We start from the raw sequence: 19,393 nt of genomic DNA on the forward strand, positions 1-19,393 counted from the left end.
GACATTACCAGGCTTCAAATTGTAGAAAGCCCGACTAGAAATAGTCGGGCTTTTTTACGTCTGCAGAAAAGTGAAATATGCGTAATTAGCATCCACTTACAGCAACATCCATCACGTAGGTCGGGCAAGCGTAGCGGCTCCCGACACAAAGAGAGTGTAGCATTTCACTGTGGCTCTCCACCGCTGTGGGCACTACGACACTACCAGACTTCAAATTGTAGAGAGCCCGACTAGAAATAGTCGGGCTTTATTACGTCTGCAGAAAAGTAAGATACACACTCATTTAAACTCATCACGTAGGTCGGGCGAGCACAGCGACTCCCGACGTTAAAATCACATCGGTAATAACTATAGTGCTCTTATTTCACGAGCTGGATTACCCGCTACTACGGTATTAGCCATTACATTTTTAGTTACTACAGATCCTGCACCCACAATACTATTTTCGCCTATATTAACTCCAGCAAGAATAATAGCGCCTGCGCCAATCCATACGTTATTGCCTAACGCGATAGGGGCTGCAAAGTTTTCCTTATTAAGCCTTTCTGCTGGATTAGTAGCATGTGACACAGCTAAAAGCTGAACGTTCGGGCCTATTAAGCAGTCATCACCAATGGTGATTGAGTAATTGGCTAATGGCGAATCGAGAAGTGTGCAATTAACATTTATAAAAGTACGATCACCAATAACTATATGATTGCCGTAATCGCAATGAAAACCTGATTCTATAATTACCTCTTCACCGCATTGTGCGAACAGCTCTTTAATACGCTTTAAATTACCTTTGCTCGGGCTTTTATTGAATAATCGGCATATCTCGCCTGTTTGTTTTCTTTGCATTAAATATGGCTTAGTCACGCTATTAAATAATTTCATTGAGTTTGTTATTCATTTATATACATACATTATTAAGTATTATCTCATGCTTATATATTTTACTGAAAAGTTGTTATTACCTTTTTGTATGGGCTAAAAAGGTTTTAAACAAATTTTGACTTTTATTATATTCCTTTTTAAAAAATCTTTAATAATGTAAAATTCATGTTACAAGGAGTAAGTAATGAAATTAAATAAACTAACTAAATTATTCTGTTTAACAATTATTTTAGCCGGTTGTGGGGGAGGGGGTAATGATGCCAGCCAACCTGCTAATAATGATTCTGGTTCTTCTGGAAAAACTAAATTTGTTAAGCCTGATTATCAAAATACGCCTACCTATGACGGTGAATTATCTTTATTCGAAATAACAGCAAGTAATGTAACTCAACTAACAACTCAGTACTCATATCTAATAGATAGCCTAAATTCCATAGTATTTGGAGAGGATTATCAAAATCTATTTCTCCACGACCCAGTGCTAGATAACCAATCTGATAATTTCGGTTGTGTTACTGGCTCTGCTGACATGAAAGAGGAAGAGGCTAATCAGCACTATATAATTACTTATAACAATTGCTCTGCTGCTGGGTGGGTTTTTAATGGGCAATCTGATATTTATATCGAAAACTCTAACGCTGAATTTGTTTTAGAATATGGGGTAGTACCTAGTTTAACAATTAGTAACGAAGTGCTTGGGGTTACCTATTTAACAGAAGGTTTTGCTATTGCTAATAGTCAGGGAGTAAATAGTGACAGTAGCGCTACTGTGAATATTCAATTTAAAGGTGCTGATGAAAATTCGCTTGATATTTTATTCTCTAATGTAAGGCTTGATGCTGTTTTAGATGCAACCAATGTTGGGTATGGTGTTGGTTTTAATGGTGAAGTTTATTTTAGTGATTTAGGAAAACTAACAATAAAAACTGATGAGTTTTATCCAACCAATGATATATCTCTGCCTTCAATAATAGGAGCAAAGTACACCCTAACATCACAAAATACTGCTAGTGTAGATCTCAAAGCTAATGGTATTTCGACCATACATCTATCTAATGAATTTTTGCCACTAGAGTTTTATTTAACTGACTTAGATAATGTTTATAACAATACTGCCAACTCTATTCCTATAGCAAGTATTTCAGGCTCGAACAAAGCTCTACGACACTCTATCCTTACTCTTGATGCAACGCACTCCAAAGACCCTGATTTTGAACCATTAGGTTATGAGTGGAAATTAATAACTTTTCCGCAGAATGCTAGTTGGCAACTTGGCACCGGTAGCAAAATTGACTTTATTGGAGACCTACCTGGCCTTTATCGTATTTCGTTAACAGTTGTAGACCCAAGTGGTGCAGAAAATACTGTGGAGCATGAGTTTAAATTAGAAAAACTGCCAGCAATTGTTTCTGACATTACTGCATATGATGAAATAGAATTAGGTGAACACTATACAGCCATTATTAACTTATCTAATGATGAGTTCGATGGTCCTTTTGAATACAAAATTGCTTATGGGCCAAGTAATATCTCGGTTTCAGGACAAGGAGAGATTAATTGGTTAAGCAACGCGCCTGACTTTGGTAGTAATTTAAACGTAAATTTTGCTGTTGATATCTCAAACTCTGACAATCAAATAAGAATTAAGCACCAAATCAACCTTCAATCACTCGGTGGCGTAGATAATCGCTCAGTTGGTTATGTGGACAACTCAACATCCAGTGTAGCTTCAATTAAGCTTTCGAACAATAAAAGGGGTGTATTACGCGGTAATGATAATTATATCTTAAGTCTCAGTGAGACAGGGTTGCTAGAATACAATAAATGGATACCTCCCTTACCTTCAAATGTTGAGCATGTAGGTGCATTTCTTAATCAGTCAGGGACGCAACTAAATTGGCTAAGTATTACTTACAACCAAGAGGCAGCTAAACATCAAATATTTTTAACTAATGAGGGCTCAAGTAGTTTGCTGATAGATGATGTTTCGGCTGAGAATTATAACTCTATGGTATTTGATTATAACGGCGATGGTATTGAAGATATTCTTCTTTCGGCGGGGCATTCGTATGATAGCTATCTTATTAATGGAAATGATCTTTCTATCACTACGCTTATTGTTGCGCCGGACCTTTCACTTAATTATTCAAATCGCTTGATTCAAGTTTGTGATTTGAATAACGACGGCTTTAAAGAGTTAATTGATAGGGAAAGTATATTTGATGTCAAACAGAACAAATACCTGATAGGACCCTACTCTGAATATAAATTTAAGGCATTTACCAGTGGTGATAATTGTCGTGTAACTAGATATAAGGCCTCCGCACATTATAGTGAACTAATATGGTGGGAAGATGGTGAACTGCAGGTGGGTAGTGAAAAGTTTGAGACTAATTTCAATGATGGTATTTCGATTAGTCTTGAAGTAGATAATCCTTATAGTCATGTTTATTTTTCTAATTCAAAAGAGCTTTATTACTTTGATCAGCAGTGGCAATTGTTCTCTGTATCTATTGCTGAAAACCCCATTGGGAGAGTAATAGGAGCTGTTGATTTTGATAATGATGGAATACAGTCATTATTAGTAAGCAAAACAGATAGTTTAGAAGGAAGTTATTTATACGAAGAATATGCGATGCAAAGCTTTAGCTATGAGAATGGGCTATGGCAGCTTGAGTATTCATCAGTGGCTCAAGGTCAACTTCCTAATCTTCATATTGTTGGTGCTGTTGATGATACGGTTAGCATTTCAGATTTTGGCCGTTCGGCTAAGGTAACGCACAATAATGCACCTGTTACTTTCACTGGAGAGATGCTGTTAACGCAAGATAATGAAAATCAAATTGAGTATTCATTAACTCAAATTAACAACGAGACATTTATTGTTAAACGCAATACAGGTTCAACCAGTGTAATTTGGCAAACTAGCGTTGCAGAAGTGACTTTTTCTAATTCGTATGATTTTGCTTTTACAGAGTCCGAAACACACTTGAGCTTTAAAAGTGATATTAGATATTACACAATCGCTAAACAAACAGGAGAAGTCGTATCAAGAGCCTACTTTCCTTACTTGCCGTCTGAGGAGTTGTCAAAAATAATAATAGGTTATTACGATTTAGGTATAGCTTTTTACGAAAATCCAAGCTTATCACCCATTTCAATTGACAGTAGCAATTGGCCTGTACCTTTAGATTTCTTACAAGAAACAACAAGCCATGTAGCGCATGTACATGCTATTCAGCTAGATTCAGATCCTCAACTAGAGCTAATAATTGATTATCGTACTTTTGGTAGTTTCGATGAAGAAGGTGGTTTAATAGTATTAGATACGAAAACGAAAGCATTAGAAATTTTGGACGAACAACAAATTAAGGGCTTTACAATTTACCACAAAGAGAAAATCCTCGATGAAACTATAGGTGGCGTTTATGGCCGAAACTATCTGGCGCATTACTCTATAGAAAAAACAATTAGCCTAGTGGATAAGTTATCAAATCAAGTTATTTGGGAGAGTCCACAAATCTCGAATAATTACCACGATGTATTAATTCAAAAAGATGAGCGTGATTCTTGGAGTTTATATATTTTAGGTAGTGAGTTTTTAATATATCCTTATTTGAACTAAAAAATAATAGCGTGCTCAGTAATCTAGTTTATAGCTCACTGAGCAAGTTAGAATGTTTCACCACATCTACATGCTGTTAAATTAAAAAGCGCACATTGCGCTTTTTTTACTCATTCACTTGCCATTTAGGTTGTTTCGTTTAAAATCGCATAACTTTCGAAATGAAACTTAATTCACGAGCTTTATGACTAAACGAAACACACAGCAGCGTCGTCACAATATACTGGTTCAAGTTAATGAATTAGGTGAAGTCGCTGTTGAAAAGTTAGCACAGCAGTTTCAAACATCTGAAGTAACCATTCGAAAAGATTTAACCTCGCTTGAAAAAAGTGGTTTATTACTTCGCCGCTATGGGGGTGCTATTGCACTGCCTAAAGAAATTGTTAGCGATGAAATAGATTCAAAGCGCAAAGTCGCAATAGCAAAGGCTGCAGCAAAACTTATAAAAGATCATAACCGCATTATTATTGATAGCGGGCGTACTACTGCTGCGATGATCCCCGAGCTTGCTGATAAGCGTGGGCTAGTTGTAATGACAAACGCAATTAAAGTAGCGAGTCGTTTATTAGCACTTGAGAACGAGCCAACACTTTTGATGACCGGTGGGACGTGGGATCCGCATTCTGAGTCGTTTCAGGGGCAAGTTGCCGAAAATGTATTATGCTCTTACGACTTCGATCAGCTCTTTATTGGTGCGGATGGTATAGACGTAAAACGTGGTACTACTACCTTTAATGAGCTAGTTGGTTTAAGCCAAGTTATGGCAAAAGCCGCTCGTGAAGTAATTGTAATGGTTGAATCAGATAAGATTGGCCGAAAAATACCAAATTTAGAATTACCGTGGAAAATAGTAACCACATTAATAACCGACAATGGCTTAGCAGACGAAAAACGCAAAGCAATTGAGGCGTGTGGTGTAAAACTAATTTGCGCAGAGATTATTGAATAGTAACTACAAAGTGAGTTACTAGAATTAAAAAATTAATGGAGACACTATGTGTGGAATAGTTGGGGCAGTTGCAGAACGTCCAGTAAACAAAATTTTAGTTGAAGGCCTTAAACGTCTTGAATACCGTGGTTATGACTCAGCAGGCGTAGCATTGCTTGATGGCAACATACTTAATACTGTTAAAGCAGTAGGTAAAGTAGTAAACGTAGAAGCAGCTCTAGAAAAAGCAGGCGTTAGCGGTCATACAGGTATTGCACACACACGCTGGGCAACACACGGTAGCGTTACTGAAGAAAACGCACACCCGCATGTATCAAACAACCAGCTAGCACTCGTGCACAACGGTATTATTGAAAACCACGCAAGCTTACGCGCATCGCTTAAAGAAGAAGGTTACGAGTTTCTATCTGAAACCGATACCGAAGTAATGGTGCACTTAATTCATAAGCTTCGTAAGCAGCACACTAGTTTACTTGCAGCAGTACAGGCAGCTGTTAAGCAATTTGAAGGTGCGTTTGGTACAGTTGTATTTGATAAAGCAAACGACAACGAAATCATTGTAGCGCGCTCAGGTAGCCCTCTTGTTATTGGTTTAGGCCTTGGCGAAAACTTTATAGCTTCTGATCAGTTAGCACTATTACCTGTTACTCGTAGCTTCATCTTTTTAGAAGAAGGCGATGTAGCGCGTATTACACGTGATACAGTAGAAATTTTTGATGAAAACGGCGACGCTGTAGAGCGTGAAGTGATTGAATCAAACATTACACAAGATGCATCAGGCAAAGGCGACTACCGCCACTACATGCTAAAAGAAATCTACGAGCAACCACTTGCGGTACGTAATACCCTTGAAGGGCGTTTAAACGACGATCGCGTAGCAATTGATGCGTTTGGCGAAAGCGCTCAGCAAATATTTAAAGACGTAAAACACGTGCAAATTATTGCCTGTGGCACGTCTTACCATTCAGGTATGGTTGCCCGTTATTGGCTTGAGCAATTTGCAGGCGTTAGCTGTAATGTAGAAATAGCTTCTGAATTTAGATACCGTCAGTCGTTTGTTCATGAAAATAGCTTACTTGTTACTATTTCTCAATCGGGTGAAACTGCCGATACGCTAGCTGCATTACGCCTAGCTAAAGAGCAAGGTTACATGGCCTCAATGACCATTTGTAACGTACCTGGTTCATCGCTTGTACGCGAATCAGACCTTGCCTTTATGACTAAAGCTGGCGCTGAAATAGGCGTTGCATCGACTAAAGCGTTTACTACGCAATTAGTTGGTTTGTTAATGCTTACTGCGTCTATAGCTCAGGAAAAACAGCTTGATCAAAGTGCTATTGTAAATGCTATAAAAGTACTACCTGCTAAGCTTGAAGAAACATTACTGCTTGCAGATGGCATTGCAGACCTTGCAGAAGAATTTGCCGACAAGCATCACTCACTGTTTTTAGGTCGTGGCTCACAATATCCAATCGCAATGGAAGGTGCGCTTAAGCTTAAAGAAATTTCGTACATTCACGCAGAAGCCTACGCAGCGGGCGAGCTAAAACATGGCCCACTCGCACTTATTGATGCTGACATGCCAATTATTGTTGTAGCACCAAACAATGAGTTATTAGAAAAGCTTAAATCAAACGTAGAAGAAGTACGCGCACGTGGCGGCATTATTTACGTATTCGCAGATAAAGATTCACACTTTGAGTCAGACGATACAATGCGTGTTATCAACGTAAACCACACTGACGACATTATTGCGCCAATTGTTTACACACTGCCATTACAGTTACTGTCGTACTACGTAGCGGTAATTAAAGGTACCGACGTTGACCAACCTCGTAACTTAGCTAAATCTGTTACGGTTGAGTAAAATCAATAGGTTGGTAATTACCTGTTAAAGATAAAAGGCGCTCAATGCGCCTTTTTTTGTACCTCAAAGCCTGTTAGATTAAATAACACACTATTTTCTAAAGGATTAGCTATGCGTTTATTCACTGCTATTTTTATATGTAGCTTATTTATAGTTTCTAATAACACACTTGCAGAGCCTGATTTAAAACAGCAAACCATTAGCTATAAGCAACAAACGCATACTATCAATTCAGTAATTTTAAATGAGCTACGTACCGTTGTAGTTCAACTTCCAAAGAGTTACCAAGCTAATCCAAACAAAGTTTATCCAGTTATTTATCGCCTAGATGGCGCGGGTAACATACCGCTTATAAGTGCTGTAATGGATCGACTGCAAAATAATAATCGTGCGCCTGAGGTTATTATTGTCGCTATTGAAAACACCAATCGCTTAAGAGATTTATACCCCACAGTTAATAAAGAGCCACAAGGCCCGGTAGGTGAAGGCGGTGGTGCAGCAAAGTTTTTAGCATTTATTGAGCAAGAGCTTATGCCCTTAATTAATAAAAACTATCGTACGCATAACTTTAATGTGATCGCAGGAGCCTCTGCGGCAGGTGTATTTTCACTTTATACTATGCAAGCTAACCCTGAGCTTTTCCAAGCGCATATTGCTTACAGCCCTGCCGTTTGGTGGAACTATGGCGCATCGGTAAAAGCGACTAAATCGTTTATCAATAAATCAAAAGACCTGAATAACTACGTTTATATCAATATTGGCGAAGAAGCCGGCATAATGCGTGAAAGGTACGATGAATTACAGCAATCACTGCAATCGCATAAAGTGCGAGAGCTACGCTTCTTTAGTGATGCGTTTGACGGTGTCTCGCATAACCTGACTTCCGTTGCTGGTGCATTTAATGCCTATCACAACTTATTTTTGCCTAAACAAATGCCCATAAGTGATTTAACTGACGATGTAGCCTCTATTGATGCTTATTATCAAAACTTATCTCAACAATGGGGCGAGCAGATTGCGCCACCGGATCGCGCTGTTAGATCGCTCGGTTATAACTTAACGGGCAGCAAGCAATTTACCCGTGCTATTGAGGTGTTTAAGTACAATATAAAAAACCACCCAAAGTCAGTCGATGCGCTTTCAGCCTTATCTTATGGCTATGAAGTGCAGGGGGATACTCGTCAAGCGCTTGAAAATATGGAATCTGCTTTAGCGATTGCAGATGACTCATACCCTTATATAAATTACTTAAAAGAAACAAAAGCTAGACTACAAATAGCTTTAGGCAAAGACGAAACATAACCACTTTTTAATCCAACTCGATTGTTATATATTTAAAGAGAAAAGGGAGTAACAGCTTTTCTCTTTTTCTAAAACCACATTAAAATCACTAACCCCTACTTAACGGGTAATAAATACGCTAAAATTGCAGGCTATTTTAGTAATGAGCCCGCAAATTTTATGACCTCAGCCGCAAATCCTAGTAATTTCAACGAACTTGGCCTAATTCCAGAGCTAATTGCTCGATTGTCTGATCTTGAATACACACAACCTACACCTATTCAGGCACAAGCAATTCCGAGTATTTTGACGGGAAGTGACTTAATTGCGGGGGCAAATACTGGCTCAGGTAAAACAGCGACGTTTGCTTTACCTATGCTACAAACCCTATTTTTAGAGCAGGGCGCTAAAAATACTGCGAGTAAAGGTAATTTTGTAACGGGGCTTATTTTAGTACCTACCCGTGAGCTTGCTACGCAGGTGGCCGATAGCGTTAAATCGTATTCTGCTAACTTTAATGGCGCAATTAAAACGGTGGCCGTGTTTGGTGGTGTGTCGGTTAATACACAAATGCAGACTCTACGCGGCGGCGCCGATATTATTGTTGCAACGCCAGGTCGTTTGCTTGATTTAATCTCAAGCAATGCTATTAAGCTCGATAAAGTGACGACCTTAGTGCTTGATGAAGCCGACCGCATGTTAAGCCTTGGCTTTACCGAAGAGCTTGCACAGCTGTTAGCATTAATGCCTGCTAAAAAACAAACTATGTTGTTTTCAGCGACCTTCCCAGAGCAAGTCACTCAATTAACGCAAGAGCTTTTAAACGACCCAGTTGAAATACAAGTACAAAACAAAGACGAAAGCACCTTGGTACAGCGTGTTTTTACCGTAAACAAAGGTGAAAAAACCACAGTTTTAGCACATTTAATTAAAACGCATAAATGGCGCCAAGCATTGATTTTTGTGAACGCGAAAAAAGACTGTGAGCACTTGGCTAGTAAACTTGAAAAGCGCGGTGTTAATGCACAAGTATTTCATGGTGATAAAGGCCAAAGTGAACGTACTCGCGTAATAGAAAAGTTTAAAGCGGGCGAAATCGAAGTACTTATCGCAACTGATATTGCTGCGCGTGGTTTGGACATTGAAAAGCTACCAGTGGTAATAAACTTTAATTTACCACGTAGCCCTTCTGATTACATGCACCGTATTGGTCGAAGTGGTCGTGCTGGTGAAGTAGGTTTGGCATTATCATTAATTGATTATGAAGATTTTCATCACTTTAAAATAATCGAGAAGAAAAACAAGCTACGTTTAGAGCGTGAAGAAGTAACCGGTTTTGCTGTAAACCAAGCTAATCTTGATGCTGCTGATGTGCTTAAAAATGAAAAGCCAATGGCAAAACCAGAAGGTACAGGCAAGAAAAAGAAAAAAAATAAAGCCGATGATGTAGATGATGTATGGAGTGGTTGGCGAAACCGTTCTAAGTAAAGTTTTATAATCACTTTATACTAGGCAGCTACCTCTGTGAGGCGCTGCCTTTTTTGCTGTCTAGGCGCATATAAGTGTAGCTATAGTTTATAAAGGGAAATTAAGTGAAGTTACCAACCAAGCTGTTATTACTGCTTTGTGTATTAACTTGTTTTAAATTAAGTGCAAATACGCCTTACGAAATTCCTAGAAGTAGCGTTATTGAACTAACAGAACCTTCTAGTAAGCGTGTATACTCTGTTTACATTCAATTGCCTAAGTCATATAAAAATAAGCCGGATAAAACATATCCAGTTATTTACTTAACCGATGCGCCGTACACGTTTCCTATAGTGGCAGGGGCAACACGATTTCCTATGAATACCGGAAAAATGCAGCAAGCAATTATTGTCGCCATTGGTTATGAAAAAGGGTCTATTGGATCAGCTAGTCGAATTAGAGACTACACACCTACCTTTACAAAAGATTGGAAAAAACAAACAGGTAATGCGCAAGGACACATTAAGTTTATTAAAAACACTGTGTTTCCTTATATTGAGCAAAACTACCGTGCCAGTCATACACAAAAAACCTACATAGGTAACTCGCTTGGCGGCTTATTTGGTGCCACTATTTTATTTACAGAACCGGATTTATTTAGCCATTATATTATTGGTAGCCCGTCTATTTGGTTTAATAATAATGCATTGTTAAAGTTTAAGGTACACAGGCCAAAAACAGCTATTAAGGTTTATATTTCGGTGGGTGAAAAGGAAACACCAGCTTTTGGTGAAGGGCAAAATATGGTTGAGGGTGCCAAGCAATTGGTGCAAAAAATTAATGCACTTAACAGTGATAAAATACAATTAAAAAGTGTTGTTATTGAAGGGGCTAGCCATGCAACAGCATTTCCTACTACAGCAATACAAGGGCTTGATTGGGTGTATAGCACTGTAAGTGAGTAATACAGTAAAATTACTGACGTTAGAAAAATTGTTATTTAAAACCCATCATTAGCTTGGCTAATGATGGGTTTATTTTTTAATATGTAATTAAAGAGTGAGCTAGTTACTCAAGTTTTTATTAACTTAATGGTCGTGATCGTCTTCTTCCTCCTCTTGCGCAATACCCAACCAAGTAATTGCACTAGGAGCAAAAGTAAGCTCTAGCTCACTTTGAATTTCTAAGTCTTCAAGGTGTACTTGCACAACGTGCTGAGCAATCGGGTCGGCAACGTAAGCAAACTGACCATTTTGCGCCACTGTCATGCTAAAGCTCATACCCTCAGGCATGGTTGATACATCTTGCTCGGTAATATCAACTTGGCCTTCAAGCTCCCAATGCATTTCGCCATCATGGTCGTGTGCACTAAATACATTTAAAAAGCCTAAGCTGTCTAATATTAAAAAGTGCTCGCCATGGGCAGAGAAAGAGTACGACACAGCACTTGCGCCATCGGCTAGTTGCCATTCTAGTTCTTCCATTTGTGCTGTTACAGGGTTAATAGTTACAATTACGGCTTCGCCGCCACCATGGCCAGACGCTACGCCAATAAAGGTCTCGCTATCTTCGTGGCCATAAATACTACCAATGCGTAAATCGCCAACGGCTGCAATATTCGCTATTTTTTCAGCTTCGTATTCATCATCGTGCTGGTGGGCTAATAACACGCCATCGCTACAGCCAAATACTACGTAGTCGTGGTTTTGTGCCGCGCCGTGCAAATCAGGGCACGTAACTTCTAAGGTTTGTTCAAGCTCGTATTCACCATCATGAAAATGATAAACACCTACTTGGTCTGGCAATACTTTAGCAACCGATGTGCTTTCGCTGTCATCACGGCGAAGTGTTGATAATAAATGCTCACTGCGAGGCTCTGCTACACCGTGCATATTAATATCGTAGCTAATACTAGGCAGGCTTGCTGTTGCACTTGTTATGTCGTTATCTGTTAATACTTCAACAGAAGCAACCGTGCCTGAGTCTGCATCACCATCATGAAAAACAGCTAATTGCCCGTCGTGAGTTATTAAGTGTGTAGGGCGACTACCACTTGTTAACTCATAGCTGCTAGCCGCTGGGCTTTGCTCGTAATCGTGCAGGTGCTCGCCATGGTCTTCACGCCATAAACCACCATCAATAAAGCCTAAGTAATCTTGTGCGCGGCTTGCAATAACGGCATAACGAAAATCAGGTGATGACGATAGCGTGTTTGAATCATTCGTCAGGGTAAATGTTTCAAGTAAAGCGTTGTCATCTAGGTCATAAAAGCTGGCTTCGTTGCTGTTGCCTGCAAGCACAGCTAATCTGCCTAATGAATCAATTGTGTAGCCATCATCATGGTCGTGATCATCATCATCATCGTCATGATCGTGTTCATCTTCTACAACAATAGGATCTTTTTCTACAATTTTAGTTTCTGCATCGCCACAGGCTGTAATAAATGTAGTGCTAATAGCCAGTGCAATAAGCTTTAATTTGTATAGTTTTTTCATGTTTATTTCCCTTAATTATAATTTTTTAATGCTTAAAAATAACCGCGAATGCCTAGCGCAAAGCTACGCCCTGGACGTGGTGCTATATCTTTTACAAACGAGCTGTGCACGCGTGCCTCTGTATCTGTTAAGTTGGTGCCACGCAGGTAAACAGACATATCTTGGTTTAATACTGAAAGGTCGTAAGAGATGCTTGCATCAACCAATGTGTAGCCGTCTGTTGCTGTTTCTTGTGGGGCTGTGCGGTCTTGCTTTTGATAGCGAGTAACGTGAATATGCGCACTTAATTTATCTGTTTGATAGCTTAACTCGCTACCAAAACGAAGCGGTGGTGTACGGGGTAAATCGCCGCCGTCTTTAAGGCGTGCACGCACGTAATCAGAGAATAAATCTACTTTAAACTCATCGGTTAATTGCCACGCAATTTGCGCTTCAAAACCGTGTAAAATTACGTCGTCTGTTTTAAATAAATAAACAGGGAGTTCTGATGAATGGTCGTGTTCGTCAGCGCCTTCTTCTTCATCGCCATGGTCGTGGCCACTTTGTGCGTATAAACCAGTGTCTATTTGGTAATAGTAGTTATCTACTTGGTTGTAAAAGGCATTTAAAATAAAGCCAACATCGCCTTGAGTTTTACGTAGGGTTAAATCGATATTATTGGCAGTTTCTAGGTCAATTGCTTGATCAGATAAACCTAAATGGCCATCTTCATCTAAATCAAATAGCGCGCCTACTTCGTAGGTGCCAGTACCAATATGCGGCCCAAACGATAACAATTCAGAGGCAGAAGGTGCACGTTCAGAGCGCGATACAGAAAGTCCTAAATTATAGTTAGATGTAAAATCCCATACTACCCCTGCCGATAAACTGACTGGTGTAAATTCATGCTCTACGTCAAATACGCGAGTGGTTTCTGCGCTTTCTTCGTGGTCATGATTATGCTCGTCGGTTTTTTGCGCTTCATCGTGAGCGTGAGCGTCAATATTTGGCAGTAATACGTCGCCTGCTTCAATTGTTACACGCTCTATGCGCCCACCTAACTGCACTAAAAAATCCCCAAAGTGCCTTTCTTCTATTAACGCTACAGCAAAGCTTTCGGTTTCTGATGGAGGAGTAAAGGCCTCTTCACCTTGTGCTTCAACATCGCTTTGCTTGTAATGAAAGCTAATACCGCCATTCCATTCGTTAAATTGGTTATGCAGTAGGTCTATGCGTAATTCGTTGGTTTCGTTTTTAAAGGTAGTGCCAACAGCGCCGCTCTCAATTTCAGCGTGTTCGTAGTCGGTATGGCCAGCGCGGAGATTTATTTTGTTTAGCCATTTATTATCTAGGTTGTACTCACCTAATAATTGCACTTTAGTTTGCTCTAAATCAGCAAATACGCTTTCTTCCTCGTCGTTGTGTTCTTCCTCTTCTTCCTCGCCGTGCGTATGACCAGGAATACCGTATTGACGATTAAATTGCTCTACTGTTAAGCCAATAAAGCCGTTATCCATTAAATAGCTAGCGCCAACAGTAAAACCGTCAGACTCTTCATTACTGTTTTCAACTTTGTAATCGCCATTATGCTCTTCAACGTCGCTATCTATATCAGCAGCTACCGGTACCTCGTAGTCATCGGCTTCACGCCAAAATGCATCGGCATAAAAAGCAAATGAATCAGTACCTGTGGTGGCATTAAACGAGGCCACTTTTTGATTATCAACAGAGTTATGCTCTGCGTTCCACTCACCGCGTGTTGTGCTGTCGGTTGGTACGCGGTTATCTACTACATTAACCACACCGCCAATTGCGCCACTGCCATAAAACAGCGTTGCAGGGCCGCGTAATACTTCAATTTGTTGTGCGGTAGACGCCTCCGATGCAACAGAGTGATCGGGGCCAACGCGCGAAACATCACTAACATCCAGGCCATTTTGAGTAATAAGTACGCGAGGACCGCTTAAACCACGAATAATAGGTGTGCTGGCTACTTTACCGTGAAAATTTGTATTAACGCCTGGGAGTTTTTCAAGGCTATCGCCAAGGGTTGCGGCTTGTTGGCGCCTTAGTTGTTCGCCAGATAAAACACTAACAGGCGATGCAGATTCCATTGCCGACATATGAATAGGGGTTGCTTCAATATCAATAACTTCAATAGGTGAGCGCTTTAAATTAAACGTAACCGATTGGTTTTCATCATTCGTTATTGTTATATCTCGATGAAGGTGCGCATAGCCAGGCGCTACAACGTGAAGCTCTTTTAAGCCATTTTTTAGCTCGGTTATTACAAATTTACCGTTTTTATCGGTGGCTACTTTAAGATCTGAGCCTTCAACTTCTACCGTTGCATTGGTAACTACTTTACCTTTGTTGTTTAAAACAACGCCTTCTATTGTGGATGCCAGCACACTAGCCGGCAATAAAGCTGCTATGAGAACAGCTAATTGTGATCTACGTTTCATTTGACTACCTTGTTAGATGTTATATTATATCAATTATGCGAGTAATGTTATAATATATCAATAGTAATTAACTGATGTTATTAAAATGTCTCCTTAAAAGTAACGTTTTTGAGTGGAGACACTGATTTAGTAGAGGAAATAATGAAGTCGAGTCAAAGTGTTATGGATCGTATGGCAATAGGGTTATCGGTAATGTGCACAGTGCATTGTTTTGCAACCCCGGTTATTTTAGCGTTATTACCAAGCTTTGCTGTAATGCAAATAGATAGTGAGCAATTTCATTTATGGATTCTTGCGGCGGTAATGCCAACCAGTTTGTTGGCATTGAGTTTAGGCTGTAAAAAACATAAACGTACACGTTATATGGTGTCTGGTGTAACAGGCTTAGCTTTTATGATATTTGCCGTATTGCTAGGGCATGAAGTGGCCGAAAAAGCGCTAACCTTAATAGGCTCAGCGTTTATTGCTGTAGCCCATTGGTTTAATTATCAGCAATGTCTTAAACAGAATGACGACAACTGCCCGTGTTCAGGTAGCAAATTGGATCAAATGGTTTAACGCTTAGTTGTTGCTGGTGGTATGGCTCTCGTCGGCTAAATTAATACTGATTTATTTTAAATACTAAGGCTTCTTTGTTTTAAAAGGCGACCTCTTTCATGCTGTAGTAACATGCTCAGTAATAGTAAATAAGGCCTCATAACATGAGGCCTTAAAATGTTTCTAATTCACTTTAACCGTTTCAGAATTTATACTTTCATACTGATCAAGTGTTTTTATTTGATTCACACCCTTTAGCTGCATCATTAATTGCTTTACTAAAATCATGTAAATAAACATCATTGGTAGGCCTGCTACAACGCAGAGTGACTTAATAGTATCTATTCCACCACCGCATAAAAATACGCTAAAACTAATGAGTGCAATTGCACCAGCCCATAGAAGCTTAACTTTATGATCGGGGTCGCCATTTAGTTCTAGCTTATTAGTTGTCAACATAGCGGTGGCAACGCTTGCGCTTGACATAGTCGTTAGCATTAAAAAAAATTGAATAATCAAAAATAATACTAAGCCAATATTACCCGATGGTAGAGTTTGAATTAGTGAAACTACTGCAAACGTTAAACCGCCTTCGCTCATCCATTGTTGAACAGGTAAGCCACCAATTAATTGTGCCCATACTGCATAACCACCAAAGATTGATATAAAGAATGCACAACCGAGTGAACCCATCGAGATAGTGTACAAAATAACTTCTTTAATAGTACGTCCACGCGAAATGCGGGTAATAAAAAGCCCCATCATAATTAAATAAGCGTAGTACCAAAACCAATAGTATTGAGTCCACGATTGCGAAAAACCACTTTTTTGAACTGGGTCGGTCCAAAGTGACATTCTAAAAAAGTTATCAAGCATGACACCTATTGAGTCGGTAAAGTTATTTAAAATAAACTGAGAGTCAGCCACAAGTAATACAAATAAGGCAAAGCATATTGCTGCTACAACCGTATAGTCGGACACTTTACTAATGCCTTTTTTAAAGCCAACAAGCATTACCGCAACAAGCATTAAAACAAATAATAAAATAATACTGCCTTGGAGTAATAAGCTGTTTTTAATTCCTAATAATGCAGAAACGCCAGTACTTAATAAAGATACGGTAAGCGCCAGCGAGCTTGCAAAAGCTGCGAGGGTGCCAAAAATTGCAAGTAAATCAATTGCTTTAGTAATAATAGGATTGCTACCTACTACCGGTTCGCAAAGCGTTGAAAGTCTTAAAGTACGCTTTTTTTGTACGTAAAACGCGTACGCAAACGGAATTGCCGGAAAGCAGTAAATGGCCCAGCCAGTCACGCCCCAATGAAAAATAGAATAAGTAACAGACCAAGCTGCTGCTGCGTAGCTATTTGGTTCGGCAAAAAGTGGTGGCGATTGCAAATAATACATCGGCTCACCAATTCCCCAATATATAAGAGAAGCACCTACACCTGCGGTAAAAATCATACCGCCGTAAGAAAAGTTAGAGTGCTCTTTTTTTTCTTCACCTAACCTAATAGATCCGTACTTTGAAAAAGCTAACCAAAATAAAAAACCAACTAAAGCCAAGCTCACAAGCTCTACTAACCAACCAAACCAGCCTGTTACAAAATGCATAGCGTTGCTTGCTAATAATTGTGATTGCTCAGGATACAAAGTTGAGATAACTAATAAGGTAATTACTAATGTAATTGCAGGAATAGCCAGCTCAAAGTTAAGGTTTTTCAATGGAATTTCTCCATTGCACGAGTGCTTCGATATGGCTTGGATTAATTCCGCAGCAACCACCAATAATATTTGCGCCAAGGCTATGCCATTGTTTTGCAAATTCCAGGTACTCGTCAGGAGATAAATCACGGTAGTCTTGCACTGCTTCATTTGCTTTATGAGCACTTGAAATAGGAGTAAAGCTGTTAGCAAATGCGCCTAACGTTACTTTTTTATTTTGCTTAGTTAATACGTTATTAGTATCACGCAGTGCTTGCTCAATAACTTCAGGGATAGAGCAATTAAAGAAAATACCTGCAATGTTTTGCTGCTCAAGTAGTGCGGTTATGGCATCGGTTACCAGCTCACCTGAACGCAGCGTTGCCTGCTCAGTTACTTCGTCACTTAGGGTAAATGCGTAATAACATGGCTTAGTTGAGCCTTTAAGTACGCCTGCCATTACTTGCGCTTCTTCAATACTCGATATTGTTTCGCCAAGCCATAAATCTACATGGGCATTTTGTGCATTGTATAAGGTATTTAAAATAGTAAAGGCACGTTTACTTTCAAATAAATCGGGGCGATATGAACCAAATGCAGGGGGTAATGACCCTGCAACTAATACACTTTGTTTAGCGTTTTGAGCTACTTCTTTAGCAATAAGCGCCGCTTGCTCTGCGAGTAATGCACCTTGGTTTTCGTAGCGTTCTTCACCTAAATGAAAGGGCACACAGGCATAACTATTAACCGTAATTATTTCAGCGCCTGCATCTATAAAGCCTTGATGGGCTCGTGCGACAAAGTGTGGGGCTTCTATAAGTGCTTGTGCACTCCAAAGTGGCTGTGAGAACGGTGCGCCAATGCGCTTAAGTTCACGTCCCATGCCGCCATCTAAAATTGTTACCTTTTTCACTTATGGACTTCTATATGTCTAAATTTTATGGCGCTATTCAAACATATTTTTTAAAAAATCATAATGAAACTTCATCAGGTTGGGCATGAAAAAAGCTCAACCTATTAAAAGGGCACAAAAAAAGCGACTACCCAATATGGTGTCGCTTTTTTAGTAAGTAGTATTAGCTTACTTATAAAAGGCTTCAACAGTGCCTTTTCTTGTAAGTAAAAGTGGTTGTCCGCGACGATCAAGGCCTTTTGGAGATGCAAACTTTATCCAACCTTCGCTGATGCAGTATTCTTCAACATCAAAACGCTCTTTGCCGTTGAACGTGATACCAATATCGTGTTCAAAAACTTCTTCCACATGATGTGGGCTACGTGGATTAATAGAAAGGCGATCTGGTAAAGCAGGTTTTGCGGTAGTGTCGTTCATGGTCATATTCTATATTGAATGAAGTATGCGCTATTGTAGGCAATACAAAGCTTTCGCTCAAGAGAGATAGTCGTAAATGTGTTTAAAAATGTACTAATTAATGAGTTGTGTATACAAATGAGATTGAGCTTGAAAAAAATTTACAGAGGAGGATTTTGAAGATATTTGACTAAAAATTATATAGATAAGTATATTAATGGGCTATTGCTAACCCATTAAATTGTGTAGCAGTTAGATGCTAACAATGTTCTCGGCTTGTGGGCCTTTTTGACCTTGAGTAACAGTAAACTGTACACGTTGGCCTTCAGCTAAAGTTTTAAAACCGTCGCCAGAGATTGCGCTAAAATGTGCGAACACGTCTGCGCCAGATTCTTGCTCGATAAAACCAAAACCTTTTGCTTCGTTAAACCATTTTACTGAACCAGTAGTTGTAGTAGACATAATATGTATCCTAAAAAAATTAATATAAGTGTGCCTGAAAAGAGGCGATTGAGCCGGAAAAAATAGTTAACTTGAGGATATCGTGCAGGATTATTACTAAAACAACTCGGTACTAACAAATAAAACAAAACTTCTTTCAAACTAGTATTCAAAATGGGTTATTGCTAACCCATTAAATTGTGTAGCAATTAGATGCTAACAATGTTCTCGGCTTGTGGGCCTTTTTGACCTTGAGTAACAGTAAACTGTACACGTTGGCCTTCAGCTAAAGTTTTAAAACCGTCGCCAGAGATCGCGCTGAAATGTGCGAACACGTCTGCGCCAGATTCTTGCTCGATAAAACCAAAACCTTTTGCTTCGTTAAACCATTTTACTGA

Annotated in this window: 15 protein-coding genes; 7 read left to right on the forward strand and 8 right to left on the reverse strand. The window is 39.4% G+C overall.

Going from position 1 to position 19,393, the window contains the following annotated elements:
* Positions 1-348: 348 nt before the first annotated feature.
* A complete protein-coding gene (locus tag QMA08_RS16400; protein ID WP_290174966.1) occupies positions 349-876 on the reverse strand; it encodes a sugar O-acetyltransferase in 528 nt (175 codons plus the stop codon).
* 184 nt (positions 877-1,060) lie between these two features.
* On the opposite strand from QMA08_RS16400, the gene QMA08_RS16405 reads away from it, so the two are divergent.
* From QMA08_RS16405 to QMA08_RS16430, 6 genes are all read left to right on the forward strand, one after another.
* A complete protein-coding gene (locus QMA08_RS16405; protein ID WP_290174967.1) occupies positions 1,061-4,501 on the forward strand; it encodes a VCBS repeat-containing protein in 3,441 nt (1,146 codons plus the stop codon).
* A 184-nt stretch (positions 4,502-4,685) separates the two neighbouring features.
* Positions 4,686-5,450, forward strand: coding sequence for a DeoR family transcriptional regulator (locus QMA08_RS16410; RefSeq protein WP_290174968.1), 765 nt, complete (start codon positions 4,686-4,688; stop codon positions 5,448-5,450).
* Between the two features lie 46 nt (positions 5,451-5,496).
* A complete protein-coding gene (glmS, locus tag QMA08_RS16415) occupies positions 5,497-7,317 on the forward strand; it encodes a glutamine--fructose-6-phosphate transaminase (isomerizing) (protein WP_290174969.1) in 1,821 nt (606 codons plus the stop codon).
* Positions 7,318-7,428: 111 nt separating this feature from the next.
* Positions 7,429-8,619 (forward strand): alpha/beta hydrolase-fold protein, encoded by a 1,191-nt coding sequence (locus tag QMA08_RS16420; protein WP_290174970.1) that lies wholly within the window; start codon positions 7,429-7,431, stop codon positions 8,617-8,619.
* A gap of 159 nt (positions 8,620-8,778) precedes the next feature.
* Positions 8,779-10,086, forward strand: coding sequence for a DEAD/DEAH box helicase (locus tag QMA08_RS16425; RefSeq protein WP_290174971.1), 1,308 nt, complete (start codon positions 8,779-8,781; stop codon positions 10,084-10,086).
* Between the two features lie 104 nt (positions 10,087-10,190).
* Positions 10,191-11,030: an alpha/beta hydrolase-fold protein gene (locus QMA08_RS16430; RefSeq protein WP_138489847.1), complete on the forward strand. Its 840-nt coding sequence runs from the start codon at positions 10,191-10,193 to the stop codon at positions 11,028-11,030.
* A 123-nt stretch (positions 11,031-11,153) separates the two neighbouring features.
* Here the strand turns inward: QMA08_RS16430 and QMA08_RS16435 are convergent, their stop codons facing one another.
* Both QMA08_RS16435 and QMA08_RS16440 read right to left on the reverse strand, forming a co-directional pair.
* The gene (locus QMA08_RS16435) at positions 11,154-12,560 is read right to left on the reverse strand and encodes a 5-methyltetrahydrofolate--homocysteine methyltransferase (RefSeq protein WP_290174972.1); all 1,407 of its coding nucleotides are present in this window, start codon (positions 12,558-12,560) and stop codon (positions 11,154-11,156) included.
* A gap of 32 nt (positions 12,561-12,592) precedes the next feature.
* A complete protein-coding gene (locus tag QMA08_RS16440; protein WP_290174973.1) occupies positions 12,593-15,004 on the reverse strand; it encodes a TonB-dependent receptor in 2,412 nt (803 codons plus the stop codon).
* Between the two features lie 141 nt (positions 15,005-15,145).
* Here QMA08_RS16440 and QMA08_RS16445 point away from each other — a divergent pair, with 141 nt between their 5' ends.
* A complete protein-coding gene (locus QMA08_RS16445; protein WP_272452255.1) occupies positions 15,146-15,562 on the forward strand; it encodes a MerC domain-containing protein in 417 nt (138 codons plus the stop codon).
* A 162-nt stretch (positions 15,563-15,724) separates the two neighbouring features.
* Here QMA08_RS16445 and QMA08_RS16450 read toward each other — a convergent pair whose 3' ends face one another.
* From QMA08_RS16450 to QMA08_RS16470, 5 genes are all read right to left on the reverse strand, one after another.
* The gene (locus tag QMA08_RS16450; protein ID WP_002963086.1) at positions 15,725-17,266 is read right to left on the reverse strand and encodes a BCCT family transporter; all 1,542 of its coding nucleotides are present in this window, start codon (positions 17,264-17,266) and stop codon (positions 15,725-15,727) included.
* Positions 17,253-18,158, reverse strand: coding sequence for a homocysteine S-methyltransferase family protein (locus tag QMA08_RS16455; RefSeq protein WP_290174974.1), 906 nt, complete (start codon positions 18,156-18,158; stop codon positions 17,253-17,255). The genes QMA08_RS16450 and QMA08_RS16455 overlap by 14 nt, the downstream gene beginning before the upstream one ends.
* Before the next feature lie 168 nt (positions 18,159-18,326).
* The gene (locus QMA08_RS16460) at positions 18,327-18,575 is read right to left on the reverse strand and encodes a DUF3297 family protein (protein WP_002963088.1); all 249 of its coding nucleotides are present in this window, start codon (positions 18,573-18,575) and stop codon (positions 18,327-18,329) included.
* Positions 18,576-18,806: 231 nt separating this feature from the next.
* Positions 18,807-19,016 (reverse strand): cold-shock protein, encoded by a 210-nt coding sequence (locus tag QMA08_RS16465; protein ID WP_010554515.1) that lies wholly within the window; start codon positions 19,014-19,016, stop codon positions 18,807-18,809.
* 188 nt (positions 19,017-19,204) lie between these two features.
* Positions 19,205-19,393: cold-shock protein (locus QMA08_RS16470; RefSeq protein ID WP_169061451.1), on the reverse strand; the 189-nt coding region annotated here is incomplete at its 5' end.

Source organism: Pseudoalteromonas sp. APC 3355 (assembly GCF_030407615.1).
Classification (GTDB): domain Bacteria; phylum Pseudomonadota; class Gammaproteobacteria; order Enterobacterales; family Alteromonadaceae; genus Pseudoalteromonas; species Pseudoalteromonas distincta.

Excerpts from the sequence above, each read along its gene's own strand:
- QMA08_RS16400 (WP_290174966.1), bottom strand. The coding sequence starts at position 876 with ATGAAATTATTTAATAGCGTGACTAAGCCATATTTAATGCAAAGAAAA.
- QMA08_RS16405 (WP_290174967.1), top strand. The coding sequence starts at position 1,061 with ATGAAATTAAATAAACTAACTAAATTATTCTGTTTAACAATTATTTTA.
- QMA08_RS16410 (WP_290174968.1), top strand. The coding sequence starts at position 4,686 with ATGACTAAACGAAACACACAGCAGCGTCGTCACAATATACTGGTTCAA.
- glmS (WP_290174969.1), top strand. The coding sequence starts at position 5,497 with ATGTGTGGAATAGTTGGGGCAGTTGCAGAACGTCCAGTAAACAAAATT.
- QMA08_RS16420 (WP_290174970.1), top strand. The coding sequence starts at position 7,429 with ATGCGTTTATTCACTGCTATTTTTATATGTAGCTTATTTATAGTTTCT.
- QMA08_RS16425 (WP_290174971.1), top strand. The coding sequence starts at position 8,779 with ATGACCTCAGCCGCAAATCCTAGTAATTTCAACGAACTTGGCCTAATT.
- QMA08_RS16435 (WP_290174972.1), bottom strand. The coding sequence starts at position 12,560 with ATGAAAAAACTATACAAATTAAAGCTTATTGCACTGGCTATTAGCACT.
- QMA08_RS16440 (WP_290174973.1), bottom strand. The coding sequence starts at position 15,004 with ATGAAACGTAGATCACAATTAGCTGTTCTCATAGCAGCTTTATTGCCG.
- QMA08_RS16445 (WP_272452255.1), top strand. The coding sequence starts at position 15,146 with ATGAAGTCGAGTCAAAGTGTTATGGATCGTATGGCAATAGGGTTATCG.
- QMA08_RS16460 (WP_002963088.1), bottom strand. The coding sequence starts at position 18,575 with ATGAACGACACTACCGCAAAACCTGCTTTACCAGATCGCCTTTCTATT.
- QMA08_RS16465 (WP_010554515.1), bottom strand. The coding sequence starts at position 19,016 with ATGTCTACTACAACTACTGGTTCAGTAAAATGGTTTAACGAAGCAAAA.